This is a genomic window from Pseudomonas aeruginosa (genome assembly GCF_001457615.1).
In the GTDB taxonomy this organism is placed as follows: Bacteria; Pseudomonadota; Gammaproteobacteria; order Pseudomonadales; family Pseudomonadaceae; genus Pseudomonas; species Pseudomonas aeruginosa.
Genome location: NZ_LN831024.1, coordinates 4194682 through 4207614 on the forward strand (window position 1 = coordinate 4194682; position 12933 = coordinate 4207614).

Genomic DNA, 12933 nt, shown 5'->3' on the forward strand with positions numbered 1-12933 from the left:
CATGAGCAGCCTCCCCGTACCCGTATCGCTCGACAGCACCCTCCGCCATCTCGGCAGCGCCGACCCGCGGCGGCCGTTCCTGATCGACGCCCGCGAGCCGGAGCGACCGCTGGAATACACCTGGGGCGACGCCGACCGCCAGGTCGATGCCCTCGCCGAGCAGATCGCCGCGCATGCCTGCCGCAGTGTCGGCGTGCTGCTCGACAACAGCTACCGCAACCTCTGCCTGATCTATGCGGTCATGCGCGCGGGCAAGCATCTGGTGCTGATCGATCCCGAGTGGGGGGAGGCCGCGAAGCAGGCCATCGTCGACGAGATGCGCCTGGACGCGCTGGCCAGCGAACATCCGCTCAAGGGCGCGCTGGCCGGGCTGCGCCTGGCGCTGGACTTCGAGCGCAGCGCGACGCGCCGGCTCGACCGCGCCGCGCACAGCCACATGATCCTGTTCACCTCGGGCACCACCGGCCAGCCGAAAGGCATCGAACTCAGCCAGCAGGCCATGCTCCATGCCTACCGCATCGGCCGCGACTGCCTGGGCATCGGCGAGCACACGCGCTCCGGTTGCTTCTACCGGATCAGCGGCCTGGGCATCCTCGGCATCAATTTCCTCTTCCCGCTGCTGTACGGCGGCAGCGCGGTGCTCCTGCCGCTGCACTGCTGGGCCGACAGCGAAGGCTTCTGGGAATGCGTGGAACGCTTCGGCATCAGTTTCCTCTACCTGGTGCCGCCGGTGGTCAACCACATGGTCAAGGAAGGCTCCCCGCCGCCGCGCCGCTTGCCGTTGCAGCGCCTGCTCTGCGTCGCCGGCTCGGCGCGCCTGGACGCCGACCTGCAGGCGGCCTTCCAGCGCGACTACGCGGCGCTGGCGAACATCTACGGCCTCAGCGAGTGCGGCTTCGCCTTCCTCTTCGGCAAGCGTCGCGGCGATGCGTTCGACAACTCGGTGGGACCTGCCATCGGCCTGGAACTCAAGCTGACCGACCCCGACGGCCGCCCGCTGGAGGGCAGCGGCGAACGCGGGCGCCTGTGGGTGCGCACGCCGAGCCTGTTCTCCGGCTACGTCAACCGCCCCGACCTGACCGCCCAGGTGCTCGAGGACGGCTGGCTGAACACCCAGGACCTCGCCTACTTCGACGAGGACCGCTGCGTGCACGTCCTCGGCCGTTGCGACGGCACCATCAACAAGGGCGGCAACCTGTTCCACCTGAATGAATGCGAAAGGGCGCTCAACGGCCTGGACGAGGTGATCGACGTCTGCTGCCTGAAGGTCGACTGCCCGCTCTATGGCGAAGACTATGTCGCCGTGATCCACACCGCGCCGCAGGTCGAGTTCGCCTTCCTGCCCTGGCTCCAGCAGCAGCTCGGCACCCTCCGCGCGCCACAGCGCGTGGTGCTGTCGCACCAGGCCCTGCCGCTGAACGGCGCCGGCAAGCACGACCGCCGTGCGCTCGCCGCCCTGCTGCAACGGGAAGCCTCGTGATGTGCGGCATCCTCGGTTACGTCGGCACCGGTTTCAGTGTCTCGCGCTTCGCCGGAGCGCTACGCCTGCTGGCCCATCGCGGCCCGTTCGGCGAGGGCATCGCGGCCCTGCCGAACGGCGCCATCGGCATGACCCGCCTGCCGATGTCCGGCGCCGCGGCGGTACCGCTGCCGCCGCAGGAGGGCCAGCGGCGGGTCGCCTACAACGGCGAGGTCTACCAGGCCGGCTGCGAAATCCATGGCGAGATCCGCCTGCTGCTCGACGGCTTGCAGCGCGGGGTACTGCCGGACGGCATGTACGCCCTCGCCAGCTGGGACCCGCAGACCCGGCAATTGACCCTGCTGCGCGACGAGTTCGGCATCAAGCCGCTGTACTACAGCTACCAGCCCGAGCGCGGCCTGCTGGCCTTCGCCTCCGAGCCGCGGGCGCTGCTGCACCTGCTCGGCGGCGCCCGCGCCGACGCCGAGGCGATCGCCCAGGTGGTCGCCGCCGGCGTGCCGCTGGAAGGCCAGACCCTGTTCCAGCAGGTCCGTCTGCTGCTGCCCGGCGAGGTGTTGCGCTTCGATCTCTCCCAGGAGCGTCCGCGCCTCTGCCAGCGCCAGCGGCTGGCCACCGCCCCGGCCAGCGAGGTGGACAGCCTCGACGAGCAGCTCGGCGAAACCCTCGAACGCTGCCGCCAGACCTTCCGCCCCTGCGCCCTGCTGGTCAGCGGCGGGGTCGATTCCAACCTGCTCGGCAGCTACCTGGACCCGCAGTTGCAACGCTTTCACCTGTGCCTGGAAGGCGACGAGGAAAGCCTGCTGCCACACCCTCGGCTGCAACGCTTCGAGCTGCGCCAGGAAGCCTTCATGCCGCTGCTGCGTCGCGCGGTCGGCAACTTCGGCGGGGCGACACGGATGTCCAGCCTGCTGATGTACCAGCGCCTGGCCGACGGTATCGGCGAGCAGGGCTATCACTGCGTGCTTCTCGGCGAAGGCGCCGACGAACTGTTCTGGGGCTACCCGCGCCATCTCGAACTCTGGCGCCGGCGCGACGCACCGGAACCGCGGCGCTTCGCCGCCGCCTGGTTCGGCGAGTACCGGCGCAAGGCCGCGCTGCTGGCGGAACCGGCGGGCCGACGGGTCGCCGAGCGGATCGAGGAACTCGCCCACGAGGCCCTCGGCCAGGGCCTCGAGGCGGCGATCGGCCAGTTCGACCTGCACTACTCGCTGGAGCCGCTGCTGCGCCGCGCCGACCATCTGCTGATGTCGCGCACCATCGAAGCGCGCACCCCCTACCTGCATGGCGCCCTGGCGCAGCGCGCCGGGCGCCTCCAGCGGATCGTCGGCGACACCGCCAAGGCACCGCTGGTGGCGCTCCTGGAGCAGCGCGAGAAACGCTGGCAGGCGCAGCCGAAACGGCATTTCCGCCTGCCGTTCGAACGTTGGCCGCAGGCCCTCGGGGAAATGCGCCGGCACCTCGCCGAACGCCTGCCGGCGCTCCACGACCTCGGCCTGGAAGGCCTGGATGCACCGAGCGTCGCGGCGCTGCCCGGCGACCAGTTGTTCACCCTCACCACCCTGTCGCTCTGGCAGCAGGAATACGGAGCCTCGCTATGACAACCATCCATCGTCGCCCCGCGCCCTGGCGGGGCAACGCGGTGTTCTGCGCTTCGGCCGCTTTCGCCGCCGGCCTGGAAACGCTGTTCGCGCGCCTGCTGGAGCGGCGTCCCGCGGATAGCGCGGAGGCTCTCCTGCGCCAGCGCCTGCATCACGAACTGGAGCATGGAAGCGGCGTGCTGCTGCACGATTCCGCGCTGCTGCGCGGACTCGCCGAGGACGAATTCCAGCGGGTGTTCCGCGCATTCTGCCAATGGCTGGGACGCACCGTGGCGATCAACCGCAACGGCGAGTACCTCAAGGAAGTGCGCGACCTCGGCCTGCGCGACGCCCGCGACGCGCCGCAGCGCGGCCACCTGACCAGCCAGGAACTGGCCTTCCACTCCGATCGCGCCGACCTCACGGTGCTCGCCTGCTGGTCGCCGGCACGCCGGGGCGGCGCCTTCCGCATCCGTTCCTCGGCCGACGTCCTCGCCACCCTGGAAGCCGCCAATCCGGCCTGGCTGCCCCTGCTCGGCCAGCCGATCCCCCACGACCTGCGCGACGAAGGCGACGCCGACTACGCGCTGGTGCCGCTGCTCACGGAAACCCCGCGGACCTTCGTCTTGCGCTATATCCGCAAGTTCAACGAATCGGTGACGCGCCACGGGCTAAGCCTCGCCCCGCAGGTGCGAAGCATGCTCGACGGCCTGGACGAGGCGATCGAACGCGCCGACGGCTATGCCGAACTGGACTTCAGCAAGGGCATGCTGGTGCTGGTGAACAACCACACCACCCTGCACGCGCGCACCGAGTTCAGCGACGACGAGCGGCAGCGCCGCTGCCTGCTGCGCTGCTGGCTGAGCAGCGAGTTCACCCGCGAACTGCCGGAAAGCTTCCTGCCGCTGTTCCACCAGGTAGCCGCCGGCAGCCTGCGCGGCGGCATCCGTCCCCTCGCCCAGGAGCCCCGCCCGTGAGCGACAACACCTTCAGCGTGCAACGCTTCCGCGCCCTGCCGACGGAAATCCACGTGATGCTCGTCGGTACGCTGCTGACCCGCGGCGCCTACTTCATGGTCTGGCCGTTCCTGGCATTGCTGCTGTGGCGCGAGTTCCGGCTGTCCGCCAGCGCCATCGGCCTGCTGCTGGCGCTGGCGACCGTCTGCGGCGCGCTCAGCGGCATCTACACCGGCTGGCTGTCGGACCGTTTCGGGCGCAAGCGCCTGATCTTCTTCGGCACCAGCCTCAGCGGGCTTTCCTTCGTGTTGCTGGGCTTCAGCGGCCAGCCGCTGTCCTACGGACTGGCGATCTCCGGGGTGAGCATCGGCTGCGCCCTGCTCGAATCCAGTTGCAAGGCGCTGATCGGCGACCGCGTCGAGGATCGCCGCTCGCGGGAACTGGCGCTCTACTGCCGGTACTTCCTGATCAACCTCGGCGCCGCCCTCGGCCCGCTGATCGGCCTGACTCTCGGCGTCGCCGCCCAGGCCGGCACCTTCCTGGTCACCGCGCTGGTCTACTTCTGCTACGGCCTGCTGCTCTGGCGCCTGCTGCACCACCTCGAACTTAAGCGGCGCAGCCTTGCCCCGCGATCCTCGACGGGGTTCCTCGAAGCCTGCCTGAGCATGGCCCGGCATCGCGCCTTCACCCTGCTGTTGCTGTGCAACATGCTGGCCGCGCTGATCTACGCCACCTTCGATTCGACCCTCGTGCAGTACCTCACCCGCAGCGGTCTGCCCGACGTGGTCAACAGCATCGCCCTGCTGGTGACCATCAACGCGCTGACCATAGTGGTCGCCCAGTTTCCCCTCCTCCGCCTGCTGGAAAACACCGGCACCGGCGGCCGCCTGATGCTCGGCATGCTGCTCATGCTCCTGGCCCAGCTAGGCTTCGCCTGGACCCCGGTGACCCTGTTCGCCGGCCTGGCGCTGGCCACGGTGGTGCTCAGCCTCGGCGAACTGATCGTGTTCCCGACCTTCAGCGTGGAGGTCGACCAACTGACCCCCGACGACTTGCGCGGCAGCTATTTCGGCGCGGCCAATCTCTACAGCCTCGGCACCGCGCTGGCACCGCTGTACGGCGGGATCATGCTCGACCATGCCGGCAGCCAGGCGCTGTACCTCGGCCTGGCCGCGCTGTGCGGGGTGATCATGCTGCTGCAGGTCGGCGCGGTCGGCCTGCGCCAGGCCGAGCGGGCCGGCGGATGAGCGGCGCGCTGCTGGTCTCGGGATTTTTCCTGCGCCGCTCCGCCTGGTCCGTGGAAGGCGCCGGCTGGCGAAGCTGCGACCATCTGCGCGACGCGCCCGGATGCGACCTGGCGCATTGGCTGGACCAGGCCGCCGCCACGCTGGCCGGCGAGGAGCGGGTGATACTCTGCGGCCACAGCTTCGGCGGCTACCTGGCGCAATGCCTGGCGGCCCGCCTGGGCGAGCGCGCCGCGCACCTGTACCTGTTCAGCGCGCTGGTCAGCGAGGGCGGCGGCGCGCTGGAAAGCTACCAGGACAGCGGCCAGGACAATCTCCTCGGGCTATGCCGCCTCGACCCGCTCGGAGGGCGGGTCCGCCTGGAAGACCGCGCCGGCTTCCTCGAACTGCTCGGCGCCGAGGTGCCGACCAGCGCCAGCGAACCCGCGCAATTGCTGATCGACTCGCCGCGGCAGGTTCGTCCAGCCTGCCCGGTCACCTACGTTGTGGCGGCCGCCGACCGGCTCAGCCCGCCGCCGCTGCAACGTACCTTCGCCCACCGCCTGGACGCGCGAGTGCGGGAATACCCGGGCGGGCACCTCGCCGCACTGGCGGACCCGCGCTTCCTTCGCGCCCTTATCGAATCTAATAATTAGATAGATAAAGCCAAAAATACGCGCTTTTTTATCGCAATGATCTGACGGATGATGACCCCATCAACCGCCCGCCCCCCTCGCGCAAACGAGCGGCGACGGGCCCAATGGAGATCCGATCATGATCGAACGTCGTCCCTTCGACCGTCTGGGCCATGCCAACCACGGCTGGCTGAACGCGCGTCATCATTTTTCCTTCGCCGACTACTATGATCCGGAGCGCGAGGACTGGGGCCGCCTGCGGGTCTGGAACGATGACGAGATCGCCGCCGGCAGCGGCTTCCCGCCGCACCCGCACCGCGACATGGAGATCATTACCTATGTCCGCGAAGGCGCGATCACCCACCAGGACAGCCTGGGCAACAAGGGCCGCACCGAGGCCGGTGACGTGCAGGTGATGAGCGCCGGTACCGGCATCGTCCATTCGGAGTACAACCTGGAAGCCGAGACCACCCGGATCTTCCAGATCTGGATCATCCCGGACCGCCGCGGCGACCAACCGCGCTGGGGCTCCAAACCGTTCCCGAAGGCCGAGCGCGACGGTCGTTTCGTCACTCTCGCCAGCGGCGACGAGCAGGACAGCGAAGCGCTGCACATCCGCGCCGACGCCGAGGTCGCCGCGGTGACCCTGAAGGCCGGCCAGAGCGCCGAGTACGCCCTGGAAAACGGTCGCCGCGCCTACCTGGTGCCGGCCACCGGCAGCATCGAGGTCAACGGCGTGCGCGCCGAGGCCCGCGATGGCCTGGCGGTACGCGACGAACCGACCCTGAAGGTCACCGCCCTGGAAGACAGCGAAGTGCTGCTGGTGGAAGTGGCCTGACCCGACAGCCCCTCGCCCCCACGGGCGAGGGGCTGCTTTCGTTGCGCCCCAGCCTCTCTCGACGCAGCGGCGTTATCCGCCGCAACGCCTCCGGCCCTGCCGACTGGGTTCTTCCCAGCTTCACGCTTCGCGCTCACACTACCCGCAGAAGAATTCGAGAGGCTCCGCCATGCGTGAACTGCAACCCCTGCTGGAGAACCACGGGCTGCTCCTGCTGTTCCTCAACGTGCTCTGCGAGCAGGCCGGGCTGCCGATCCCCGCCTACCCGGCGCTGATCGTCGCCGGCGCGCTGGCCATGCAGGGCGTCGGCGCGCCGCTGGGCGTGGTCCTGCTGGTGGTGGTGCTCGCCTGCCTGCTGGCGGACGTCGCCTGGTACCTGGCCGGACGCCGCTACGGCGGCTTCCTCCTGCGCAGCATCTGCAAGGTCTCGCTGTCCCAGGACAGTTGCATCCGCCAGAGCCAGAACATGTACCTGCGGGTCGGTCCGAGGGCGCTGCTGATGTCGAAGTTCCTGCCCGGCGCCAGTGCGTTGTCCACCACCCTGGCCGGCATGACCCGCACCCACCTGCGCCGCTTCCTCGCCTACGACGCCGCCGGCTCGGCACTCTGGGCCGGTTCCGCGCTGCTGCTGGGGGTGATCTTCAGCGATGCGGTAGACCACCTGCTGGCCCTGCTCAGCGACTACGCGGCCATCGGCGCGCTGCTGATCGCCGGCGCCTTCGCCGCCTTCATCGCCTGGAAGCTCTGGCAGCGCCAGCGCCTGCTGTCGCGCAGCCGGCGGATTCCGCGAATCAGCGTGGAGGAACTGGAAAACCTTCGCGAACAGGGGCAATTGCCGGTGATCCTCGATGTCCGCGCCCATCACGAAGACGAGCCGAGCGGCATTCCGGGAGCCATCCCGGTGGAGCTGAACGTGTCGCTGAAGGACCTCCCCGGCGACCTCAGGGACGCCAGCATCGTCATCTATTGCGCCTGTCCCCACGAACTTTCCGCCGCGATGCTCGCCCAGCGCCTCAACGCCTCCGGCTTCACCCGCACCTGGGCGCTGGCCGGCGGCCTGGACGCCTGGCGCAAGGCCTACGGGCAGGTCGTGGCGAACGCCTGAGCGACGCCCACCGGGTTCAGCCCAGGGCCTGCACCGCCGCGCCGCCGGCTTGCCGCTGCGGCGCCGGCGAGGAGAACACCAGGTAGCCGTCCTCGACCTTGCCGTAGCGCAGCAGCGCCAGGTCGAGGACGTAGTTCTGGTAAAGCTTCCAGGGCATCCGGTCGCCCTGCTTGGGCATGCGCTCGGCGGCGCGCTGGATGTAGCCGGAGTCGAGGTTGAGGAAGGGCTCCTCGCGCACGTCGCCGGTGCTGTCGCGGGCGGTCACCTGGCGCATGCCGGTGGCGTCCATGTGATTGATCAGGCGGCAGAAGTATTCGCTGGAGAGGTCCGCCTTGAGCGTCCAGCTGGCGTTGGTATAGCCGACCACCGCCGCCAGGTTTGGCAGGTCGCGCAACATGATGCCGCGATAGCCCATGCTCTGGTTGACCTGGAACGGCTTGCCGTCGACCGCCAGCTCGGCGCCGCCGAACATCACCAGGTCGAGGCCGGTGGCGGTGACGATGATGTCCGCCTCCAGCACCTCGCCGGTCTTCAGGCGAATGCCCCGCTCGACGAAGCGGTCGATGTGCTCGGTGACCACCGACGCCTTGCCCTTGCGCAGCACCTTGAACAGGTCGCCGTCCGGCACCGCGCAGACCCGCTCGTCCCACGGCTTGTAGCGCGGGCTGAAGTGACGCATGTCGAAGCGCTTGCCCAGTTGCAGGCTGGCCAGCTTGAGCAGGACCTTGCGGACCAGGCCGGGGAAGGTCCTGGCGAGCATGAAGAAGACCACCTGCATGGCCACGTTGCGCGCCCGCGCCTGGCGGTAGACCCAGGTTTCCGGAAGGAAGCGGCGAAGGAAATTGGAGATCGCGTCCTTCTGCGGCAGGGTGATCACGTAGGACGGCGAGCGCTGCAACATGGTGACGTGGGCGGCCTTGTCGGTCAGCGACGGCACCAGGGTCACGGCTGTCGCGCCGCTACCGATCACCACCACCTTCTTGCCGCTGTAGTCGAGGTCCTCGGGCCACAGCTGCGGATGGACGACCTGCCCGGCGAAGTCCTCGCGGCCGACGAATTCCGGGGTATAGCCGGCCTCGTAGCGGTAGTAGCCGGTGCACATCAGCAGGAACTGCGCGGTCATGCGCAGCGGCTCGGGCTCGTCACCGCGCTGCACGTCGAGGTCCCAGCGCGCATTGGCGGAATCCCAGTCGGCCCTGAGCACCCGGTGGCGGTAGCGGATCTTCCGGTCGATGCCGTTCTCCCGCGCGGTCTCCTCGATGTAGCGGCGGATCGAGGGACCGTCGGCGATGGCCTTGGGATCGCTCCATGGCTTGAAGTTGTAGCCGAGGGTGAACATGTCCGAGTCGGAACGGATGCCGGGGTAGCGGAACAGGTCCCAGGTACCGCCCATCGCCGCGCGCCCTTCGAGCAGGGCGAAGCTCTTGCCGGGGCAATGCTTCATCAGGTGGTAGGCGGCGCCGACGCCGGACAATCCGGCGCCGACGATGAGTACGTCCAGGTGTTCGACAGGCATAAGGTTCCTCGATCGGCGGAAGCGTCCAGCCGTCTGCTGGGCTGATGCCCTCCACCCTACAGAGGGGATGCCGCGCGGGTATCCCAACCTTCGTACTGCGATATCCGCAAAGTATGGACCCAGGCGTGGGAATCACCCATGCCGGCGTACCGGCATGGGTCGGGCGCTAGGAGGCGCGGGAAGGTTTCTCCGGGGTCTCCGCCGCTACCGCGCCACGGTCTTCCAGCTGGTCGGTCTGGAACAGCGTCTCCAGCTCGACCCGCGCCTCGCGAGCGCTTTTGATCAGCGCGTCGCGGTCGTTGTAGAACAGGTGCTGGGAGGCCAGGACCTCTTCGTCGTGCCGACGGAAACGACGGATCCGCGCGTCCGCCTGTTCCTCGCTCAGACCCAGGCCGCAGAGCACCATGCGGCTCATCTCCAGGCTGGAGAAGAAGGTCTCGCGCACCGGCTCGACCCCGGCGTCGAGCAGCAGGTGGACGTGCTGGCGGTTACGCGCGCGGGCGATGATCTTCAGGTGCGGATACAGCTTGCGCACGCGCTTGGCCGTCTCGATGTTGGTCTCCGGGTCATCGGTGGCGATGACGAAGAACTCGGCCTTCTCTACCTGGGCCGCGCGAAGGATCTCCGGGCGCATCGGGTCGCCGTAGAAGATCGGGATCGCGCCGAGGGTACGGGTCAGCTCGATGGTCTCCACCGAGGTGTCCAGGGCGATGAACGGCACGCGCTGGGCGCGCAGCACGCGAGCGACGATCTGGCCCATGCGGCCGACCCCGGCGATCACCACGCGCGGGGTGTCGTCGTTGTCGATGCGTTCCATTTCCGGCGGCGGCTTCGTCGCCTCCGGCTCCTTCGCCAGCAGGCGCGCGAGGCCGAGTACCAGCAACGGGGTCAGGGCCATCGACAGGGTGATGGAAAGCACCAGCAGGTTGTGCAGGTCGTTCTGGAACAGGCCCTGGTCGCGGGCCATCTTGAACACGACGAAGGCGAACTCGCCGCCGGCCGCCAGGACCACGCCCAGGCGCAGCGCCGAGGCCTTGTCGAGGCCGCCGGAAATGCGTCCGACGAAGTACAGCACCGGCGCCTTCAGGGCGATCAGCAGCACGGTCAGGCCGAGCACCATCCACGGCGACTTGAGCAGCAGGCTGATGTCCGCGCTCATCCCCACGCTGATGAAGAACAGGCCGAGCAACAGGCCCTTGAACGGCTCGATCTGCGCCTCCAGTTCGTGGCGGTACTCCGAGTCGGCCAGCAGCAGGCCGGCGAGGAAGGCACCGAGGGCCATGGACACGCCGGCCAGCTCCATCAGCAGCGCGGTGCCCATCACCACCAGCAGCGCGGTGGCGGTGGACATGTCCTGCAGCTTGGTCTGGGCGACGATGCGGAACACCGGGCGCAGCAGGTAGCGGCCACCGACCACCACCGCGGCGATGCTGCCGACTACCTTGAGGGTCTGGGTCAGTTCGCTGCCGCCGGCGTCGCTGTGCGCACCGCTGAGCAGCGGGATCATGGCGATCAGCGGGATCGCCGCGATATCCTGGAACAGCAGGATGGCGAAGGCCAGGCGGCCATGGGGCTGGGTCAGTTCCTTGCGCTCGGCGAGGATCTGCAGGCCGAAGGCGGTGGACGACAGCGCCAGGCCCAGGCCGAGCACCACCGCGCTGTTCACCGGTTGGTCGAAGCCGACCAGGGCCACGGTGCCGATCACCACGCCGGTCAGCAGCACCTGCAGCAGGCCGACGCCGAACACCGACTTGCGCATCACCCACAGGCGCCGCGGCGACAGCTCCAGGCCGATGATGAACAGCAGCAATACCACGCCCATCTCGGAGATCTGCGCGACGCTTTCCGGGTTGTCCACCAGGCCCAGCACGCTGGGACCGATCAGCACGCCGGCCAGCAGGTAGCCGAGCACCGCGCCCAGTTGCAGGCGCTTGGCCAGCGGCACCATGAACACCGCCGCGATCAGGAAGACCACGCCGGACTGGAGAAAACTGCTTCCGTGTTCCACGCTCAACTCCCGCTGGCGGCGCTGGCGCCGAACCGGTCGCGGATGGTGGCGATGGTCTCCACATCCATGGCGATATAGGCCTGCTTGACGAAGGCGTCGTAGGGCAGTTCGTCGCCCAGCGGCTGCAGGTAGCGGGTGCAGTAGGCGAAACGCACGAACAGCGAGCCGGGCTCCGGCTCCTCGATGGTCATGTCGAGGCTGCCGCCGGCCACCTCGGCGCTCGGCTTGATGCTGTAGTGGGCACTGTCCGGCGCCTTCAGCACGACTTCGTCCTCGACCACCAGACCCGGCAGGTACAGGCGCCGGTGCAGGCGGTCGCCGTCATCGACGAGGATCTCGAAACGCTCCAGGCCGACGACGAAATACTGTGGCTCGCGCGCACGGCAGACCAGGCCTTCCCAGAGTTGCAGCCGGTCGAGGACCGGCAGGTCGACAAGCGTCCGGTCGTTGACCTGGACCAGGTGTTCGAATTGCATGTGGCTCACTTCCTGTTCGGTGCATGCGATAGGCGAGTTCTGACCGGCGATGGGTGCAGAAAGTTTTCCCGCTGCCGGCGAATCGCCAGACCGCAGGTCCGCAACGATCGCCGACAGGCATTCGAGGACGCCGCCGGGGCACCCGGCGGCACATCGACCTCACTCGGCGTCGATCTTCCAGGGAATCGGCGGAGCGCTCAAGCGCGGCCCTTCCAGGGCGTCGAGCCGGCCGAAGCGAGCATCCCCCTCCTCCCAGGCCTTCTGCGCCCGGGCGATCTCACCCTTGCTGTGGCCGACGAAGTTCCACCACATGAAGATCTCCGCGCCGAACGGTGCGCCACCCAGCAATAGCACCCGCGCGCCAGGGTCGAGTTGCAGTTGCAGGCCGTCGCGGCCGTCGCCCAGGTAGGCCAGTTCGTTCACCGCGAAATGCTCGCCGCCCACTTCCAACCCGCCTTCCAGCGGCAGCAGGCCGTACTCGAAGTGCGGGTCGAGCGTCAGTTGCAGGGTCGAGGCGTCGTGGCAGGCCAGGTCGGCACCGAGCAGCGGCGAGTAGAGCCGGCACGGCGCCTGTCGCCCGGCCAGCGCACCGGCCAGCAGGGTGAAGGTGACCCCCTGCTCCTGCCAGCGCGGCAGGTCGGGATGATGGTCGAAGGCCGGGGCGATGTCGCGCTGCTCGTAGGGCAGCGCGATCCACAACTGCGCGGCGTGGGCGTGGCGCTCGTCGGGCAGCGACTCCTCGGTGTGGGCGATGCCATGACCGGCGGTCATCAGGTTGACCTGGCCGGGGCGGATCACCTGGACGTTGCCCAGGCTGTCGCGGTGCAACGCCTCGCCCTGGATCATCCAGGTAAAGGTCTGCAGGCCGATGTGCGGGTGCGGGCCCACGGCCAGTCCGCCGCCAGGTTCGAATTCGGCGGGACCGGCATGGTCGAGGAAGCACCAGGCACCGATCATCCGCCGCTGGCGCGACGGCATCAGCCGACTGACGGTGATCCCGCCGCCGATTTCCGCGGCACGCGCGGTGACCCGTTGCAGCAGGTGTTCGCGGCGCTCCGGACAGTCCCGCGAGGAGGACAGGTCGCAACGCTCTTCGGTATTGCTCATGTTCAGGCTCTC

Annotated in this window: 11 protein-coding genes; 7 read left to right on the forward strand and 4 right to left on the reverse strand. The window is 68.7% G+C overall.

Annotated features, from left to right (window positions below):
- Nucleotide 1 precedes the first annotated feature (1 nt).
- The 7 genes from AT700_RS19160 to AT700_RS19190 all read left to right on the forward strand — a co-directional run bounded on the left by AT700_RS19160 (nt 2) and on the right by AT700_RS19190 (nt 7814).
- Nucleotides 2-1480, forward strand: a complete 1479-nt coding sequence (locus AT700_RS19160) for an ANL family adenylate-forming protein (protein WP_023112842.1) — start codon at nt 2-4, stop codon at nt 1478-1480.
- Complete coding sequence (locus AT700_RS19165) at nt 1480-3078, forward strand: asparagine synthetase B family protein (RefSeq protein ID WP_003123124.1); 1599 nt, start codon at nt 1480-1482, stop codon at nt 3076-3078. The genes AT700_RS19160 and AT700_RS19165 overlap by 1 nt, the downstream gene beginning before the upstream one ends.
- Nucleotides 3075-4034 (forward strand): clavaminate synthase family protein, encoded by a 960-nt coding sequence (locus AT700_RS19170; RefSeq protein ID WP_003082503.1) that lies wholly within the window; start codon nt 3075-3077, stop codon nt 4032-4034. The genes AT700_RS19165 and AT700_RS19170 overlap by 4 nt, the downstream gene beginning before the upstream one ends.
- Nucleotides 4031-5260: an MDR family MFS transporter gene (locus AT700_RS19175; protein ID WP_003082502.1), complete on the forward strand. Its 1230-nt coding sequence runs from the start codon at nt 4031-4033 to the stop codon at nt 5258-5260. The genes AT700_RS19170 and AT700_RS19175 overlap by 4 nt, the downstream gene beginning before the upstream one ends.
- Nucleotides 5257-5892 carry an alpha/beta fold hydrolase gene (locus AT700_RS19180; RefSeq protein WP_003082501.1) on the forward strand — a complete coding sequence of 212 codons (636 nt, stop codon included), beginning with the start codon at nt 5257-5259 and terminating at the stop codon, nt 5890-5892. Before AT700_RS19175 ends, AT700_RS19180 begins: the two co-directional genes overlap by 4 nt.
- A 118-nt stretch (nt 5893-6010) precedes the next feature.
- Nucleotides 6011-6709: a pirin family protein gene (locus AT700_RS19185; protein ID WP_003086661.1), complete on the forward strand. Its 699-nt coding sequence runs from the start codon at nt 6011-6013 to the stop codon at nt 6707-6709.
- 169 nt (nt 6710-6878) lie between these two features.
- Nucleotides 6879-7814, forward strand: a complete 936-nt coding sequence (locus AT700_RS19190; RefSeq protein WP_003112452.1) for a DedA family protein/thiosulfate sulfurtransferase GlpE — start codon at nt 6879-6881, stop codon at nt 7812-7814.
- A gap of 16 nt (nt 7815-7830) precedes the next feature.
- Here the strand turns inward: AT700_RS19190 and AT700_RS19195 are convergent, their stop codons facing one another.
- The 4 genes from AT700_RS19195 to AT700_RS19210 all read right to left on the reverse strand — a co-directional run bounded on the left by AT700_RS19195 (nt 7831) and on the right by AT700_RS19210 (nt 12921).
- Complete coding sequence (locus AT700_RS19195) at nt 7831-9330, reverse strand: flavin-containing monooxygenase (protein ID WP_048521234.1); 1500 nt, start codon at nt 9328-9330, stop codon at nt 7831-7833.
- 166 nt (nt 9331-9496) lie between these two features.
- Complete coding sequence (gene kefB, locus AT700_RS19200; RefSeq protein WP_003086638.1) at nt 9497-11338, reverse strand: glutathione-regulated potassium-efflux system protein KefB; 1842 nt, start codon at nt 11336-11338, stop codon at nt 9497-9499.
- A gap of 2 nt (nt 11339-11340) precedes the next feature.
- Nucleotides 11341-11814, reverse strand: a complete 474-nt coding sequence (locus AT700_RS19205; protein WP_003082488.1) for an SRPBCC family protein — start codon at nt 11812-11814, stop codon at nt 11341-11343.
- Nucleotides 11815-11973: 159 nt separating this feature from the next.
- Complete coding sequence (locus tag AT700_RS19210; RefSeq protein WP_003145400.1) at nt 11974-12921, reverse strand: pirin family protein; 948 nt, start codon at nt 12919-12921, stop codon at nt 11974-11976.
- Between the last annotated feature and the right edge of the window lie 12 nt (nt 12922-12933).

Excerpts from the sequence above, each read along its gene's own strand:
- AT700_RS19160 (WP_023112842.1), top strand. The coding sequence starts at position 2 with ATGAGCAGCCTCCCCGTACCCGTATCGCTCGACAGCACCCTCCGCCAT.
- AT700_RS19165 (WP_003123124.1), top strand. The coding sequence starts at position 1,480 with ATGTGCGGCATCCTCGGTTACGTCGGCACCGGTTTCAGTGTCTCGCGC.
- AT700_RS19170 (WP_003082503.1), top strand. The coding sequence starts at position 3,075 with ATGACAACCATCCATCGTCGCCCCGCGCCCTGGCGGGGCAACGCGGTG.
- AT700_RS19180 (WP_003082501.1), top strand. The coding sequence starts at position 5,257 with ATGAGCGGCGCGCTGCTGGTCTCGGGATTTTTCCTGCGCCGCTCCGCC.
- AT700_RS19185 (WP_003086661.1), top strand. The coding sequence starts at position 6,011 with ATGATCGAACGTCGTCCCTTCGACCGTCTGGGCCATGCCAACCACGGC.
- AT700_RS19190 (WP_003112452.1), top strand. The coding sequence starts at position 6,879 with ATGCGTGAACTGCAACCCCTGCTGGAGAACCACGGGCTGCTCCTGCTG.
- AT700_RS19195 (WP_048521234.1), bottom strand. The coding sequence starts at position 9,330 with ATGCCTGTCGAACACCTGGACGTACTCATCGTCGGCGCCGGATTGTCC.
- AT700_RS19205 (WP_003082488.1), bottom strand. The coding sequence starts at position 11,814 with ATGCAATTCGAACACCTGGTCCAGGTCAACGACCGGACGCTTGTCGAC.
- AT700_RS19210 (WP_003145400.1), bottom strand. The coding sequence starts at position 12,921 with ATGAGCAATACCGAAGAGCGTTGCGACCTGTCCTCCTCGCGGGACTGT.